A 17621-nucleotide genomic window follows, 5' to 3' on the forward strand; every position below is an offset into this window, starting at 1 on the left:
TCATATCATTTTTTACATGCTTTTCTGTAATTTTATTAGTTGATATCCTTTATTGCTCCATAGTCTTATAAAGCTTTTGTAGGTAACGCCAACGAGTGATAAAGAAATATAAAACTTGTATACATATAAATGAAATTAAAATAAAAATCGAGCTATTTAAAATAGAAAAACTAACTAATTGTTGCAGTGCCGTATACGCTACTACAGTATGAATCACCGCAACAGCAATCGGTAAGAAGAACATTAATAATAACTGTCTCGTTACAACTTTTTTTAACTCTTGTTTACTTAATCCCATTTTCGAAATCATTTTATATTGTTGTTGATCACGATCCAAATCAGTGTATAATCGGAAATAAATAAAACTAGCAGCAAATGTAAAGAAAACGATTCCGACTAAAACACTTGCCATAAGTAATAAACCATTCTTTTGCTTTGCCTCCAACAAGTTTAATGTTAAAGCTTCAAAGTAGAAATCACTGTCCCTAAGATCTTTATCGAATATACTTTTTAATTGATTTGAAATCTCTTTCGTTCTTATCCAATCATCTACAACAAATCCGTAAGTACGATGTTGAATATCTTCATCCTCTGGATTACTCGTCAGAGGAATTTCATCATACACATGATCTTGAACAGCAATATAAATACTACTAGAATCATGTGGTAAAACTAAATTCTCTACAGTTTTCTTCACACGAAATGTCTTTGTCCAATCTCCTTGAATGACTTCAATATTTTTTTTATAGTTACCATTTTTAAATTCTTGCTTTTGTGACACCCTCCCAGGGATTAGTAAAATTTCATCTTCTTTTTCAATCGTTTCATGTTGGTACCCGAGTGCTCTCGTAAGTTCGTTATATTCACTTAATTTCAATACATTTACGTTACTTTCTGTAAATTTACTTGAAGATGAAGCCATTCGATACGGAATATTTGCATCCAAGAGATGTTTTTTTATAATAGAGAGATGTTTATCTACCAATTTGTTGTTTTCAGAGCTTTCATACAGAAATGTATATGGGTTTGTCATCCACACTAAATTTCTATTACCAATAGCAGCTGTTGTACCAATAGCTGTAAATGCAACTGCTGAAATAATAGATACAATAAAAAACATCGTTGCATTATCTTTCATACGGTAAATTAATTCAGAAAACGTTAATATATTTGTTCTTTTTAAAAAGAAAGATTCTCTCCTTTTAGCAAGATGTAATATATAAACGCTACACTGTGTATATAAAAAGTACGTTCCTATAATTACTAGTAAGACACCCATTCCGAGTGTAGTAAAACTGGAACTTGAAATAAAGCGAAATACTGAGAAATATCCATACCCTATACTAATTAAAGAAAGCAGTGATAATAAAATTGAAGATTTCGGTTCAGGTTTTGGTTTTTCCTCTGCTTGAATAAGTTCCACAAGTTCCGTTATTTTTACCATTTTAAATGTAAATAGTGAAACAATGAAAAATAAGAAAAGAAAAGTGATAACTGTTAATAATACAGCCTTCACTGGTGTATAAAAAGGCAAACCATTATTAATCATTAATACACTTGCGCTTATCAATAAAACTAGTTTAGAAAATATGAGTCCAATGAAAATCCCTATACAAATTGAACCAAGTCCAATCAACATATTTTCAATTAATAATAATTTCTTAAACTGTCTCATTGACATACCTTGCATCATTAATATGCCAAATTCTTTCTTACGAGTTTTTAAAAATGAACTAACTGAATATAGAATAAAGAAAAATGAAAATACAAAAATCAAACCTTGCGAAATTGTAAATCCCATCGTACCATATGCACTCATTGTTGCACTTGTTGATTTTAATTCCCCTTGTAAATCAGGATGAAATAATAAAAGAGCATATGTAAAGAAAACCATAATAGAAAATGTACTACTTAAAAAATGGGCAGCATATGTACGCTTATTACGAAAAATATTATTAAATGCGAACTGACGAAAAGTCATGCCTTTTCCCTCCTAACAAAGAAAGAACATCCATAATCTTTTGATAAAAGGCTTGTCTGCTTTCACCACAATAAATTTCGTTATATAGTTGACCATCTTTAATAAATACTACTCTACTGCAAAAACTCGCAGCATACGGATCATGTGTAACTAACATCATCGTTGCTTTTTCTTCTTTATTAAGAGTATCAAGCATCTCCATTACATCATTTGAAGATTTAGAATCCAAGTTCCCTGTTGGTTCATCTGCAAGTAATAATTGCGGCTTATGAACGATCGCACGAGCGATTGCTGTTCTTTGAGCTTGTCCCCCTGATATTTCAAACGTTCTTTTACTCAATATATCAGTAATGTTTAACTTCTCTGCAATCTCTTCCACTCGTTTATTCATTTCTTGGACGGAAACACCATCTAAAGTCATCGGCAATACGATGTTTTCTTTTACAGTAAGTGTGCTAAGAAGATTAAATGATTGAAATACAAATCCTAATTGTTTTCTACGGAATAACGCTAATTCTTCTGATGATAATTGGAAAGGATTTGTGCCATTTATTAAAATTTCTCCCGATGATGGAGAATCAATAGTAGATACCATATTTAATAACGTTGTTTTTCCACTACCTGACGGGCCCATAATTCCTACAAATTCACCTTCTTGAATTGATAAATCAATATCTACTAATGCTTTATAAGGTACTTTCCCTTTATATACTTTACTAATACTATTTGCCTGCAAAATTTCCATTTATATTCTCCCTTCATTTCCACTGCTCACTATAGAGTGTAAATGAATTGTCTTACAGCTCATATTGATTCATCTTTCATTTATCTTACACGCTTGTAAGATTTCTGAAAAAAATGATAATAAAACTATTTTCAAACTAAAATTAACGCATAACTATCTTATAATAATTGTATAGTAGTAGGAAATACAATGTATAATAAATCTTTATTATATAAATGAGTAAAAGACCGATTGCTATCGGTCTTTTACTACCCAACGTTATATTTTTATCCACTCAGATTTTCTCAATATATAATGATTATATATTTGATCTTCTATCCTCTGTTGGCTTTTATAAATAAACCCGCATTTTTCAATAACTTTATTTGATGCTACATTGTTAATTAAAGCAATTGCGTTAAGGACATTTAAATTTGTTTCTTTAAACAAAAATTCAATTAAACCTTTAGTCGCTTTTGTGGCATAGCCATGATTTTGATGTTCATTTGAGATAGCATACATTATCTCTCTATTTGGTGAAGGGAGTTCTTCTTTCATACCTGTGCAGCACCATCCAATGAGTTCATTTGTAGCTTTCTTAAATATTCCTAGCTTTAACATATGATTATCTATGTTATTCGTAGTTTTCACTGCCTCAAGAAATGCTTTGTTTGCTGGTATTTCGTAATTTGCAATCCAATTCATCCTTTGTTCTTTTGTTGATTTCCAGTCTGGTAAAAACTTTTCTATTTCCGGTTGATTTGCTATTTTATAAATACTCTCTGCATCTTTAGTGGAAAACTCTTGTAAGTAAATTTCACCACAATCTAGCCTAAATAACTTAGCCGAATTTTCTATTTCCATGACCATCCCCCATTGCCATCAACCTAAGCTTTTGAGATACCCCCATACCGAAATTCTCAGCTTTTTACAGTTATTTATGAGAATTCAGCTCATTTTTTCGTTTTCGGGAACAATCAATTTCTTAAGTTGATGGGTATCTGATAATGCATCCATTTGAACAAATTTTCCTTTTCCATACCGATCACACACCTTTTGTAGAGTAATAGTATCAGCATATCCCAGTTTAAGAGGTTGATTACTAAATATTCAGAATTTTTTTGCAAGAATTCTCCGAAATGTAATACGGACTTTAAATATTTTCATTTATAATTCTCTATTTGTCTATACTTTTCATACCGCTGTTGTATAAGCTCTTCCGAGGATAATAGTATCAATTTTTTCAGAGATGATTCGATTACAGATTCAATCACTTTTGCCTGTGATTTTATATCATTTTGTGCTCCACCTTTAATTTCAGGAATGATTTCATCAATAATTCCTAAATGTTTTAAATCTTTTGCTGAAATTTTCATATGTTCAGCAGCTTCTGGAGCATACTTAGCGTCCTTCCATAGGATAGATGCTGCTCCTTCTGGCGAAATTACCGAGTACCATGAATACTCTAACATATGGATATGGTTACCGACACTAATGCCAAGAGCTCCACCACTTGATGCCTCTCCAATTACAATACAAACAATTGGCACTTTAAGTGTAGCCATTTCAAATAGATTTCGAGCTATCGCTTCAGAAATTCCACGTTCTTCAGACCCTTTCCCTGGATAGGCGCCTATTGTATCAATAAATGTAATAATAGGGCGATTAAATTTATCAGCTTGTTTCATAAGTCTTAGCGCTTTTCTATAACCTTCTGGATGTGCCATTCAAAAATTTCTTTCTATATTTTCCTTTGTATTTCTACCTCTTTGATGACCAATAACCGTAACGGGCATCCCTTTAAATTTTGCAATACCACCTATCATTGCTTTATCATCACCATATAATCGATCACCATGAAGTTCGAGAAAGTTTGTAAACAATAAAGGTATATAGTCCAATGTCGTGGGCCGGTTACGTAGCCTTGCAATTTGAACTCGTTGAAAAGGTGTAATATTAGAATGAATTTTATCTTGCATTTTATTTAAACGTTTTTCTAATACATGAATTTCTGGCGATAAATCTACATTATTTTCTTTCATAATTTTCTTTAATTCATCAAATTTCTCTTTTAATTCAATAATAGGACGTTCAAAATCCAAACTCATTTTACCCTCCAAATGTTATGATTTACCTCACTCTAATCAAAAGACTTAGAAATAGAATCAATAAATAATTCAAAACCATCCACAACTATTTTTTGTTCTGATTCCGATAAATTATTGAGAATACTTTGATAAAATGTAATGGATTGCTCTCTTAAGCAATTAACAGTTATGTGACCTTTTTCTGTGAGGTGCAGAAAAAGTTCTCTTCTATTTTTTTCATTTACTTCACGATAAATAAGCCCCTTTTTTACTAACTTATCTACCAATCTACTTACAGTTGAAGTCTCTAATCTAAGTTTATTGGATAGTTGCCAAACAGTTAATTTTTCCACCTCTAGTTCCTCTAACGCCATCATTTGAGAAGTTGGTAAAGGTTTTTCAAATGGCCCATTGGGCAAATTTTGAGATTCAAAAACCCCAGTTATTATAATCATTTTCTTAATATCTGTTCTTAGTTTTAAGGCATCTTCTCTTTTCAAATAGGTCAACCTCCTACAACTAATGTATCATACATCAATTGTATTATACATGAATATGTTTTTTTCACAAGCTTAACGTAAGCCAATATTACAACATGGACGAGATATTTCTTCTTGTTAAAATGGTATAAGTGGATTGTTTTCTACAAATGGCAGAACATCAATTATGTATCAGGGGCCTTTATGGGGTACCCCCCATCGCCATCAAGCTAAAAAATTGTATCCATAAAACGTAAAAAACGCTATTCTTTTTGTAGTAATATACAGAAAGGATGGCGTTTTTGTATGAATCTATCGATTCAAGATGAGTTTCATTTATTCGCTGAAGAACTACAGAGATTTCTATCTCCAAGTATCCTTCAACAGCTCGCACAGGAGACGGGTTTCGTAAAACGTAAAAGTAAGTATGGCGCACGAGATTTGGCCGCTTTATGTATTTGGATCAGTCAACACGTAGCAAGATTATGTAGTCAGCTTTATGCAAATACAGCTACACTAATAAGTCCTGAGGGGCTGAAGGGCTGAATCAGTGTTTTAATCCAGCAGCTGTCGCATTTCTTCGAGAAGTCTTTACTTCTCTTCTCACACAAAAACTCTGTTCAAATCAATCACTTTCTGCACATATAATCTCGACTTTTAATCGTATCCGCATTCTAGATGCAACAGTGTTTCAACTACCTAATCAATTCGCCACTAACTATCAAGGTTCAGATGGGAGTAGTAATACCGCAGGCGTGAAAATCCAATTGGAATATGATTTACTTAGTGGCCAATTTCTTAACGTGCAGCTTGGACCAGGAAAGAATAATGACAAAACATACGGTACCATCTGCCTTGAAACCGTAGAGGCAGACGATTTGTGTTTACGTGATCTTGGTTACTTCGATTTAGGAGACTTACAAACGATTCATGATAGAGAGGCTTACTATATCTCGCGGTTGAAGTTGAATACGCGCATTTATATCAAGAACCCTGAACCAGAATATTTCAACAATGGTACGTTAAAAAAGCAAACGGAATACATCCAGCTTAATATGACACAAATGCTGTCTGGTCTAATCCCTGGTGAAAAGATGGAAATCCCCGAGGCATACATTGGTCAAAATCAGAAACTTCCAGCACGTGTTATTATCCATCGTTTAACCGATGATCAAACGCAAATACGTCTGAAAAACCAAGCAATACGTGAAAAGAAGAAAGGCATTGTCATGAAGGATAAAAGTAAACGTTTAATGAGCATGAATGTATATATCACGAACACGTCGCTAGAAGAAGTACCGACGAACTACGTGCATTCATTATATTCACTTCGTTGGCAGATTGAAATTTTGTTTAAAACGTAGAAGTCATTCTTTGAAATTGATGAATGTAAAAATATAAAAAGAGAACGCCTAGAGTGTCATTTATATGGACAACTCATCGGCATTCTCCTCTGTTCTTCTACAATGTTTCAAATGCGGCAGTTTCTGCTTGAAAAGAAAAAGCAGGAGCTGAGTGAATACAAAGCGATTTATATGATTAAAGATTATTTTCCATTACTGTTTCAAGCGATAACCGTTGGAACAGAGGAACTTTTGAAAATTCTGTATCGCCTTTATCAACTGCTTAAAAAGAACGGTCGTAAATGTCATAGACATAAGAAGATGACCGTCTTTGATATTCTAGGGATTGTGTATAACACGACGGTGAAGCATAGACAAGCTGCCTAGCGAAAAATCACTTTTTAATAGGCTTCTTTAGCATGCCTACTTTTTTATCACTTACTAGTTTTGAAACAAGAAGCATTTCGTATCTAGTAATTTACTTGATTAGCTTGATAGGAATGTGACCATCCCCCTTAATCACGCTTACAAATACATTATAGTGCCTTTATCTGCTTCGTAAGTTCTATAAATCGTTCATCAAGTTCTTTATATTCTTTGTCGTTAGAAGTTAAAAAGCTTAATTTCCCTAATACTTCTTGTCTCGCTGTTTCTAACGTTAAACGTAGCTCTTCAATCTCATCTCTTGTTTTAGTAGGTTCTTCTAGCTGCTTTTGTATCGTATTGTTTGAAAACACGAGTTTTATGTTAGTGGTTTTCTCCAGAAAATATCGATCGTGAGATACAATTACTAATGTTCCGTTATACTCAGCTAATGTATTTTCAAGTTGTTCACGTGAAGGTAGATCCAAGTGATTCGTCGGTTCGTCTAAAATGAGTACATCTTTTTCATCTAAAATATAAGCCATTAGCTTACATTTTACTCTTTCTCCCATACTCATATGCTCAATCGGCTCTTTCCATTGAGACGCTTGGAATCCTAAATGTTTCATTAAATTTTGGACTTTTCCCCTTTCTTCAAACGTCTCTTTAAAAAAGAAATTTTCTGGTGTTTTATCAAGCGGTAAATCAAAAACTTCTTGTGTTAAATAGCCGATGTTTGCAGAAGGTGAAATCCATATTTCTCCTTCTGCAGTTTCGTTTCCCATAATCATCTTCAGTAATGTTGTTTTCCCACTACCGTTTGGTCCAACAATCGCAACTTTCTCACCGTGCTGAATTGTAAAATTAACGTTTTCAAATAATACTTTCCCATGAAAGTCTTTTTTTAATTGCTTCACTTCTAAAAAGCGTTTTCCTACTTTTTTGTTCGCTTGAATAGAAAACTCAACTGAATATTCTTCTTTCACACGTTCTACTTTCGTTTTCCCCAGCTCTTTTTCGAGTCGTTTTCGTTTTGACTTCACTTGTGCATCCATTCGCTTCGCTTTTACACGATAGAATTCTTTCACTCCTTCTTGTTTTGTAGACTGCGCGTGTGCCTTTTGTGACCATGAACTCAATTCTTTTATATGTGTTTCTACTTGTTCTATCTTTTTTTGCTGCTTTTCATATTCACGCTGCTGCGACTTCCTTCTTTGCTCACGTACTTTCATGTAGCTCGTATAATTACCACTATGCTCAATTAATTTTTTGTCCTCAATTGACCATATTTTTGTTGCGACAACATCTAAAAAATATCGGTCATGCGATACAACAATAACAGTACCTTTCATCTTTTTTATTTGTTTAATGAGAAATCCCGTACTGATCTCATCTAAATGATTTGTCGGTTCGTCTAATATTAAGACATTAGGATTTTCGGCAAATCCTTTTGCTAATCGAATTTTCAGCTTTTCACCACCACTTAAAGTATGAAAATCGTTCGTTGGCACGCCCCATTTCGCAAGAAGTTCTGCTTCTTGCGAAATCACATCATTACTAATAAAAGATTCTATTTCTTGCTCAACATATGCGGTTGTCATATTCATTTGCTGCCATTCAACAATCCCTTTTGAAGGCTCAATCTTTCCATTTATTAATTGAAGTAACGTTGATTTACCAGCACCATTTTTACCAATTAATCCGATAACATCCCCTTGTTTTACTGTCACATTTAATTTCTCTAACAACATATTTTCCTTTATTTCAACGTAAACATCATTTAATTTTAATAGTTCTTTCATAATACCGATCCCTTTCATTAAGGGAGAATAAAAAATCCTCCCAAATAAATTTGGCAGGATTAGTCATTATATTATTTATACCCAAATAAGCTATTACGCAAATCAAATAGCAAAACCGTTGTTTGGAATTGGGCAGACTAATCCTATTTTTTAGAAATTGAAATTTATTGAATTTCAACATTTAAAAATAAGATTAGTTAATCATCGTCCACCCATCATTCCTTTCCGTCGTTAGTAACCATATTGTACCATGATAGTACTGTATGAGTAAATGCAATTATTTGTGCTACTAAAAAGATTGATTTATTTTAGGTTTATTTATCATTCCTTAACTTCATGTTGAATAAGCACAAATTACATTGATTGTAATACGTCCTTTAGATTTCCCCAGTAGTAAACTTCTAAGCACTCTCTCTTATATAAAGTGAAACTTTAATCAGTGGGGTTTTCTTCATCCCCACTGATTATTAGTTGAACCAATCGGACTTTTATGGGCAGTTGATCCCCACCTAATTTCTTTGCTTTCGCTGAATTTTGAGGTGGGGGTCTTACTGCCCATTAAAGCGGGATAAATTTTATATAAAAACAAAATGTTATTCATTATCCAATAATCACTTATTGTTTCTCGATAAAATTTTATTGATTATTCCCTTGTAATAAGCTATTATATCTTTACAGAAAATATTAATGTAAGGATTGAATTTATGGACAGGACATTAAAAATCACAAAGTTAAATATGTTTTTAAGGATTTTTCTCGTCCCGATTATAGTAGGGATAATTGTTGGTATACTAACTAAATTGGGGCAAGGTATACTTCCTGGACATTGGAATTCATTAGCTAATCTAGGAAGCGTTTGGTTAGTTCCATCCTTTTTTGTGGCTAGCTTTAGTTATTCTAAGCGTACAGCTATACTTTCTGGTATCCTTGCACTACTCGGTATGGTATTAGGCTACTATGGTTATGCAATAGTTATTAAAAATGTAGCTCACTCTATTTATTTTATATCCGTATGGATTGTATGTGCATGTATAGGAGGAACTATCTTTGGAGTTGCAGGTTTTCTATGGAAAGATACTACAAATCCACTTCATAAATTCGGAAGCGCGCTTATTAGTGGCGTTTTTGTAACGGATGGACTTCACATTCTTTTAAATTTTGAAGACTATAGTCACATGTTACCTGTTGGATATACCGAAGTCATAGTCGGGATTATCTTGATTCTTGTATTAGAACGCTCTAATGCTAATCGAATTTCTTCTTTCTTAATGATGGTTCCTATCACTATTTTAGGATTAATTGGATATAAATTATTAAGTTTGTTTACTTAATTAAAATTCATGAAGCTAGCTCTTTCAAAGGGCGAGCTTTTTTCTTACAAAAAACTATTTAAATATTAATAAATTATTAAAAACCTCTCATTTAACAGCCTTATTTATTATTGTGTCATTACACATACTTACACGACCTTTTATTAGAATCATACCAGTCTTTTATATCATTTTATTTAATCCATATAAAGTAAGGCTAAAAAACTTATTTCAAAAGTTCTTTAGCCTGAGTCATTTTTACACATTTAAAATTTAATACGTACAACGGTACCTTTACCAACTTCTGAATGGATTTCTACACTATGTCCTAATTGCTTCGTAATTTCATATACGAGATATAGCCCCATTCCAGTTGATTCTTTAAAATCTCTACCATTTTCTCCTGTAAAGAAAGGTTTAAACACTCTTGGTAAATCTTGATTCGGTATTCCTACACCATTATCAGCAATTTCAAGTATAACATTATTACCTTCCTTACACGCTTTCACTTTAATCTTCTCTCTACTACCAGATGAATATTTAATCGCATTCGATAGTATTTGTCCAATTAAAAATTGTAACCATTTCGCATCACTTTCTACTGTAATGTCCTTATCAATTTCAAGCTCTGGATATACAAAATTCCGGATAAAGAACCGTTTATGCTCATGTACCGAATCATTCACTATTTTATGTAGTTGTACTCTTTCTACATAAAAATCTTGTGTAAATGCTTCTAAACGTGCGACATACAGAGCCATTTCTAATCCCTTTTTTAATCGATCAGTTTCCTCATTTATACTTTCAAAACGTGAATCTACTTCATCCTGTGTAATTAATTCTATTACAGATAAAGGTGTTTTCATTTGATGAATCCACTGATTCATAAAGGTTAAATGGTCATTATTTTTTCTCTCTTGCATTTGCAGCTGATTTTGATAATGTCGATATTGCACCTCAAGTAGTTCTTGAAGAGCAGCCGATACAGCTGCAAAATCAGATTTTTGAACAGATTCATCCAAAGATTGCATCGGGTTTGCTAGGCGCTCATAAAAAGAACGATGTGTAAAATAACGAAACACTAAATAACTTCCCATAAAGAAAACACCTAGAAACATTGCATATAACGCCGTAGTAATATGATTATGCCCATCAAACCAATATACGAGAAATATAGCTAGTAGTTGAATTATGGTAAAGCAAATAAGTGGTATATGATCACGTATAAACAACCTTATCATTTTTCTATACCATTATCCCAAGTAATATGAAATCTATATCCAACACTACGAATTGTTTCAATCGCACCTTCTATATGCAACATTTGTAACTTTTTACGCACACGTGTTGTATTTACACTTAATGTATTATCATCAACATAAGATTCACTATCCCATAATTTATTAAGTAACACTTCTCTACTCACAACACGCGGATAATTTTTCATTAATGTCTCTAATAAAATAGCTTCGTTTCTCGTTATATCAATCTCGTCATTTCTAAGTTTCAATACAAGTCTTTCAGGATATAAACAAAGGCCTTGTTGCTCAATCATTCGCTCTTCTAGTTTCGGTGCATAATCTCCATATGCACGTCTTAAATAACTACGAATTTTCGCCACTACAACTTCATAATGAAAAGGCTTCGGAATAAAATCATCGCCACCGTTTTCTAACGCCATAACTTGATCCATCGTACCTTCACGAGCCGAAATAAATAGTATCGGACATGTAGAAACACCACGAATTTGACGACACCAAAAGTAACCATCAAAACTCGGTAAATTAATATCTAATAAAACTAACTCTGGTTGTTCATCTAAAAAAATGTCTAATACATTTTGAAAGTCCGATACAATAACTCCTTGATAACCATATTTCGCAACATATGTTGATAATAGTTCTGCAATTTTCATATCGTCTTCTACAATCATAATTTTGACCATTATTGAACTCCTTTTTAATCCACAATCTCAAATATACTTATATAAAATAAATACTACCTCTTTTCACAAAATCCGTAAATTAAAAAAAGGATGCTTTTATACAAAAGTATCCTTTTTCGTCCCTTATCTATTTAATATGAAATTTACTAAAAGTAAATCCTAGTTTCTCCACATAATCCATCCCTAATTCCATACGCGCCGTTTTCAACGGATCCACAACTTGGCAAACTTTTAAATTACCTGCTGCCGATAATAAAAGAGTTGCATCAGCTTTAGACACTGCTAATTCTTCATGTAAAAATGTTACCATATTATGTACAGCACGACTTGCTGCATCATCTAACAATTTCTCTGAAGCAATCGTCATCATTTTTCCTTTTTGAATAGCCATTGGTAGTGGCCATTTCTTTCCTTTTATAATCTGAACTGTTACCGTCACCTCACCAGCAACCTCTACTCCACTAACACCAATTTCACCATCACCCATCGCTGCGTGTAAATCACCTAACGCTAATAGTGCTCCTGGGACATTAACTGGTAGTAGTAATGTTGTTCCTTCTTTAATTTCTTTACAGTCCATATTCCCGCCGTGATCATGCGGTGTGCCACATGAAACGCTCTCTTCTTTCGGTGCAGTACCAATTACCCCAATCATTGGATTAATCGGGATTTGTAGTTCACTTGAAAACAAAACATATTCATTATGTATTGGGACAATTTTCACTGTATTTTCATTTAACTCATCACCCATTACACCAAGGTTTGCACCTGTAGTTAAAACGCCCTGCTCTGCAATTTCAATTTTTTCAATCGTTACGACTAATATATCGCCAGGTTCTGCTCCTTTAACATATACAGGTCCAGTCGCTGGATTAATTCGGTTCCAATCTAATTCTTGAAACACAACATTTTCAGAATCGATTTGATTTTCAAAGCAATCATATGTTTCAAATACAAGACTGCTCCCAATTTCTACTTCCATACACGGCTTATTTTCTGGTGACATTGAGTAAATGATATGGTCTTTATGAATTCGATACATAATACCTCTCCCTTTTATATTTATCTACTATTACTAATTAGCTTTTTTTATACAAGCTCCTCTTAAAATTAAATGTTATTTTTATGTAAAAAAGCACGCAGATTGTTTTATAACATACACTCTTTACTATAACAGAAAGGTGGTATCACTATGCCCCTTATTCCATACAACGAAAGTGATGTTGATTTACTAGCTCGTTTAATTCGTGCTGAAGCTGAAGGCGAAGGTCGCCAAGGTGAGGAATTAGTTGGATGCGTTGTAGTAAACCGTGTATTTTGTGATTGCTTAGATTTTAAACAACTCCGTACCATACGAGACGCTGTATATCAAAGCCCCGGCGGATTTGAAGCAGTACAATATGGATATTTTTATCAACGCGCTCGTGAATCAGAAAAAGAAATCGCACGAAAAGTTTTACAAGGTCAATGGCGCTGGCCTGCACGATGGGCTCTTTGGTATTTCCGTCCAGTTGGAGCTTGTCCGCCTGAATGGTATAATCAGCCATTTGTAGGACAGTTTAAAAGCCATTGTTTTTATGAACCAAGTGGTGATGAATGTCCGAAAATGTATTCACGATAGTAAAATTTGCAACGCAAGTACTTAGAATTTTGGTACTTGCGTTGCTTTTAACTGTGTTTTAGAAATCTAATAGTGTGATGAATTTTTCTATGCCTACTACATGTATTAATAATGGTATACGAGGACCATTTGATTGATTCATAATGAGCTTATATATAATAGTGAATAATTGTTTTTGATTTTCTTTCATTATTTTTTTATTTTCATGATGACAAATCGCATATAATTGCTCCATTAAGTTAGAGTAATCTTTAATAGAACGAAGTATTTTACAAACTTCTACTAGCCATTCTTTCTGCCTTTCATCTAATGTGTAGTAAAACTCTGCATTTTTCTCCCGATTTACCGCAATTAATTTTTCAGATTGAAAGTTTCTTATCCAATACTCTGCGCGATTACTTATCGCTCTCATTTCATCTAATGCATAGCTCCTATCTATTTTCTTTAATATCCCCTGTAAAATAGTTGAATCAAAATTTAATAATGGTAACGTTCCTGCTACTTGATTAAATTTCGGATATTCTTTAAACTCGCTATCAACTTTAGAGATTTTAATTGCATCAAATAAATCTTCATTTTTGAGCATTTTATTTTCATAACTATCTTTCAATCGTTCATATTCTGTATAATTGCGAATCACATCTTCATCCAACCCAATATGAAAAGCAGCGCCTGGTTTGTATTTTGCAAACATAAAGAGAATTACTTCTGGTATATACACTTTCAATATATCGCTTGGTGTAATACTATTCCCTGAAGAACTAGACATTTTTTCATGATTCCCTTTAATACCAATGAAATCGTAAGCAACGTAATGAGGCGCTTCACGATTGAATATTTTCCTTGCAATTTCTTTTGATACATTATAACTACCCGTTTCCGATGAATGATCTCTTCCACCTGGTTCAAAAATTACATCCTCTATCATCCATCTCATCGGCCAATCGATTTTCCAGTTTAGTTTCATTTTATTTGTATTTAATACGGATAACTCTTTTTCATTTCCGCATTCACATTCATACCGCACTGTTTTTAATACTTCATCAAAATGTGTAATAATTGTTGTATCTTTTCCGCACCTCTCACAATATAATGTAGCTGGATAAAAGCTCTCTCGCTTTTCTTCACTACACTCTCCAGTTTTAAAATCCATTAAAATATCATATATTTCTTTTCGTTTATACAAAGCCTCTAAAATATTTTCATTATACCTTCCACTTCTATATTCATCATGTTGATAAATAAATTCTACTTCAATTCCAAATGCTTGAAGCGATTTTTCAAACTCTTTTTCAAAATGCTCCGCATACGAGTTATGACATCCATACGGATCTGGAATATCACAGTATGGCATACCAATATACTTTGCAAAAGATGGATCAATATTTTTTGGAACTTTTCTAAACCTATCATAATCATCCCACGAAAATATAAAACGAGTCTTTTTCCCTAAATCTTGAAGTGCTCTTACTACGAAATAAGTCGTTACGATTTCACGAAAGTTCCCAATATGAACAGAACCTGACGGACTAATTCCAGATGCACAAACAAACGTTTCTTTATTTGGATGTTTCCTAATTAATTCATGTGCTACTTCATACGCCCAATGCATATATTACTCACCTCAATTATTTTTTGTTTCTCATTTCCAGTTTTATGCAACAAAAAAAACTCCCACCCCCAAGATTATTCATCTTGAGGACGAGAGTTGTTAGCTTCGCGGTACCACCTCAGTTTGTTAATATGTCACCATATTAACCTCTTCAGGTACGGCAAAATATGCTTATACCCTATCTCTATAACGGGAGAACCCGTCGCACCATCCCTAAATAAATTAGTTCCTTGCGCAGCTCCAAGTCTTTTTTCATTAAGATGTATACCGCTCTTTCTCAGCTACCAGAGCTCTCTGTACGTATTCTTTCTTAACTACTCTTCTCTTCTATGCCTTAAATATTAGTTTTTTAATATGATAATTTATAACACTTTTATTGTCAAACTTTTCCGAATCGAAATCGTAAAATTATCTAAAAAAATTCTTTATCGCCTCTAATTGAATTTTGTGGCTACACTCATCACAACAATATGCCCCTTTTGGTTTCTCTTTAAATCGCTTATATTTTTCACTACCTTCGTAAACACGAAATATATTCTTACAAGAAAAGCAAACAATCTCATAAAACATCATATGCATTTTCCTCTCCGTGTTTATAAACCTTTTAATCACTTGAGAAGATTAGTTTTCTAGAGCACAAATCATAATATCCTCTGACTAAAAGGTTTACCTCTATTCTTATCGAATTATATTAATATCTTATAACGCGAGGTGAACATCTTGTTCAGTAATATAAACTTAGTTTTAAATGTTAAAGCGAGTTTAGCTGAAGGACCATGTTGGAATGAAAAAAAGCAACTTTTATATTGGGTTGATATTATGGAGAAAAAATTATGCATATATAATCCTACTACTAATACGAACCGAGTAATCGCTCTCAATCAACAAATTGGCTGTGTTGTTCCATATTTAGAGGACATATTACTCTTAGCTATGGAAAACGGCTTTTATTCTATTAATGTAAATACAGAAAAACTGACACATATTTTTGACCCCGAACCACATTTAATAGAAAATCGTTTTAATGATGGAAAATGTGATCCCGATGGTCGTTTCTGGGCAGGTACTACAGATACATACGGTATGAATGCTGCAGGTTCCTTATATTGTTTACATAATAATTTGAGTGTAGAGAAAAAAGTTTCACATGTAAATACTTCAAACGGAATCGCTTGGTCACCTGATCATACATACCTTTACTTTATAGATACACCTACTAAAAAAGTGGTTCGATATCAATATAATATACGTACTGGAGAAATTCATAATCCAAGTGATGTAATCATTTTCTCTGAAAATGATGGTCTACCTGATGGTATGACAATTGACGAAGAAGGTTGTTTATGGATTGCACATTGGGGAGGTTCAAAAATTACTAGATGGAATCCCTCTACTGGAGAACAAATATTAAGTATTCCAATTCCTGCGTTATATGTAACATCATGTACATTTGGTGGTTCTAACTTAACTGATTTATATGTTACAACAGCCAGAACAAGAATGACGGATGACGAATTAAAAGAGTATCCACATGCTGGTGGTATTTTTCGAATTCAAACAAATGTTAAAGGCTGCCCCACCTATTCATTTTGCAATAAAAATATTGAAGCTGAAACAATATGAACCGTATCGATTACATAAGACAAGAAGAAAAGAACTATCACGAACAATATAAACTGTTTGAAGCTGGCTCTTGGCTTTTCAAACCAGTTAAAACGGTTATGGACTTGATGAACCACTTTGACGGACAAAACAACTTGCAAGTACTTGACCTTGGATCTGGCGTTGGGAGAAATAGCATTCCAATTGCAAAAAAATAAAAAATACTAGCGGCACTGTTACATGTGTTGATTTACTTAATTCCGCTTTAACAAAACTACAAATTTATAGCAAAGAACATGATGTATTCGAGGTTATAAAAACAGAAGAAGCAGCAATTGAAAACTATTATATTGACTCTAACGCTTATGATTATATCGTTGCAGTATCAAGTTTAGAACATGTCAGATCAGAAGAAGATTTTAAAAATGTACTCCACTCTATGAAAAGAGGTACAAAAAACGGCGGTATTAATTGTTTAATTATTAACTCTAACATACAAGAAATTGATCCAATAACGAATGAAGAATTAGAAGCTTTAATTGAAATTAATCTTTCAACCGAAGAAATGATAAGTACTTTAAAAAGCATCTATAAAGAATGGAAAGAACTAAAAGTTGAAATAAAAGAATTAGCTTATGATATTGTTCGAAATGAAAGACACATTCAATTAAAAACAAGTGCCATTACGTTTGTCGTTCAGAAATAACACTATAAAAGGTAAGGATATTTCCTCATATATTCATAGGAACACC

The 17621-nt window shown here is 33.0% G+C and carries 13 protein-coding genes, 3 pseudogenes and 1 other annotated feature; of the genes and pseudogenes, 5 read left to right on the plus strand and 11 right to left on the minus strand.

Annotated features, from left to right (window positions below; all coding sequences use genetic code 11):
• Nucleotides 1-49: 49 nt before the first annotated feature.
• From ACQRBL_RS13650 to ACQRBL_RS13670, 5 genes and pseudogenes are all read right to left on the minus strand, one after another.
• Nucleotides 50-1981, minus strand: a complete 1932-nt coding sequence (locus ACQRBL_RS13650; RefSeq protein WP_411995520.1) for an ABC transporter permease — start codon at nt 1979-1981, stop codon at nt 50-52.
• On the minus strand, nt 1956-2726 hold the full coding sequence (locus ACQRBL_RS13655; protein WP_411995519.1) for an ABC transporter ATP-binding protein: 771 nt from the start codon (nt 2724-2726) through the stop codon (nt 1956-1958). Before ACQRBL_RS13655 ends, ACQRBL_RS13650 begins: the two co-directional genes overlap by 26 nt.
• Nucleotides 2727-2984: 258 nt before the next feature.
• Nucleotides 2985-3569: a GNAT family N-acetyltransferase gene (locus tag ACQRBL_RS13660; protein WP_120460065.1), complete on the minus strand. Its 585-nt coding sequence runs from the start codon at nt 3567-3569 to the stop codon at nt 2985-2987.
• Nucleotides 3570-3868: 299 nt separating this feature from the next.
• Nucleotides 3869-4813 (minus strand): annotated as a pseudogene (locus ACQRBL_RS13665) (acetyl-CoA carboxylase carboxyltransferase subunit alpha).
• A 32-nt stretch (nt 4814-4845) separates the two neighbouring features.
• Nucleotides 4846-5292 (minus strand): MarR family winged helix-turn-helix transcriptional regulator, encoded by a 447-nt coding sequence (locus tag ACQRBL_RS13670; protein WP_016122572.1) that lies wholly within the window; start codon nt 5290-5292, stop codon nt 4846-4848.
• 285 nt (nt 5293-5577) lie between these two features.
• On the opposite strand from ACQRBL_RS13670, the pseudogene ACQRBL_RS13675 reads away from it, so the two are divergent.
• Nucleotides 5578-7001: pseudogene (locus ACQRBL_RS13675) on the plus strand (IS4 family transposase).
• 149 nt (nt 7002-7150) lie between these two features.
• Here ACQRBL_RS13675 and abc-f read toward each other — a convergent pair.
• Complete coding sequence (gene abc-f, locus ACQRBL_RS13680; protein ID WP_411995518.1) at nt 7151-8779, minus strand: ribosomal protection-like ABC-F family protein; 1629 nt, start codon at nt 8777-8779, stop codon at nt 7151-7153.
• 704 nt (nt 8780-9483) lie between these two features.
• On the opposite strand from abc-f, the gene ACQRBL_RS13685 reads away from it, so the two are divergent.
• Nucleotides 9484-10110, plus strand: a complete 627-nt coding sequence (locus ACQRBL_RS13685) for a DUF6518 family protein (protein WP_120460063.1) — start codon at nt 9484-9486, stop codon at nt 10108-10110.
• 245 nt (nt 10111-10355) lie between these two features.
• On the opposite strand, the gene ACQRBL_RS13690 is transcribed toward ACQRBL_RS13685, so the two are convergent.
• From ACQRBL_RS13690 to ACQRBL_RS13700, 3 genes are all read right to left on the minus strand, one after another.
• Complete coding sequence (locus ACQRBL_RS13690) at nt 10356-11330, minus strand: sensor histidine kinase (RefSeq protein ID WP_411995517.1); 975 nt, start codon at nt 11328-11330, stop codon at nt 10356-10358.
• Nucleotides 11327-12034 carry a response regulator transcription factor gene (locus ACQRBL_RS13695; RefSeq protein WP_411995516.1) on the minus strand — a complete coding sequence of 236 codons (708 nt, stop codon included), beginning with the start codon at nt 12032-12034 and terminating at the stop codon, nt 11327-11329. The genes ACQRBL_RS13690 and ACQRBL_RS13695 overlap by 4 nt, the downstream gene beginning before the upstream one ends.
• 127 nt (nt 12035-12161) lie before the next feature.
• Nucleotides 12162-13076: an acetamidase/formamidase family protein gene (locus ACQRBL_RS13700; protein WP_411995515.1), complete on the minus strand. Its 915-nt coding sequence runs from the start codon at nt 13074-13076 to the stop codon at nt 12162-12164.
• Between the two features lie 150 nt (nt 13077-13226).
• On the opposite strand from ACQRBL_RS13700, the gene ACQRBL_RS13705 reads away from it, so the two are divergent.
• Complete coding sequence (locus ACQRBL_RS13705) at nt 13227-13655, plus strand: cell wall hydrolase (RefSeq protein WP_120460058.1); 429 nt, start codon at nt 13227-13229, stop codon at nt 13653-13655.
• Between the two features lie 58 nt (nt 13656-13713).
• Here the strand turns inward: ACQRBL_RS13705 and lysS are convergent, their stop codons facing one another.
• Entirely contained in the window at nt 13714-15267 is a 1554-nt protein-coding gene (gene lysS, locus ACQRBL_RS13710) for a lysine--tRNA ligase (protein ID WP_411995514.1), read from the minus strand.
• A gap of 82 nt (nt 15268-15349) precedes the next feature.
• Nucleotides 15350-15606: a binding site (T-box leader), on the minus strand.
• A gap of 69 nt (nt 15607-15675) precedes the next feature.
• On the minus strand, nt 15676-15846 hold the full coding sequence (locus ACQRBL_RS13715) for a DUF2197 domain-containing protein (RefSeq protein WP_000551042.1): 171 nt from the start codon (nt 15844-15846) through the stop codon (nt 15676-15678).
• Nucleotides 15847-15987: 141 nt separating this feature from the next.
• On the opposite strand from ACQRBL_RS13715, the gene ACQRBL_RS13720 reads away from it, so the two are divergent.
• Together ACQRBL_RS13720 and ACQRBL_RS13725 are read left to right on the plus strand one after the other, a co-directional pair.
• Nucleotides 15988-16890, plus strand: coding sequence for an SMP-30/gluconolactonase/LRE family protein (locus tag ACQRBL_RS13720; RefSeq protein WP_411995513.1), 903 nt, complete (start codon nt 15988-15990; stop codon nt 16888-16890).
• A pseudogene (locus tag ACQRBL_RS13725) lies at nt 16887-17575 on the plus strand (class I SAM-dependent methyltransferase). The gene ACQRBL_RS13720 and the pseudogene ACQRBL_RS13725 overlap by 4 nt, the downstream one beginning before the upstream one ends.
• Nucleotides 17576-17621 lie beyond the last annotated feature (46 nt).

It is taken from the genome of Bacillus sp. AF62, from assembly GCF_050312695.1.
In the GTDB taxonomy this organism is placed as follows: domain Bacteria; phylum Bacillota; class Bacilli; order Bacillales; family Bacillaceae_G; genus Bacillus_A; species Bacillus_A cereus.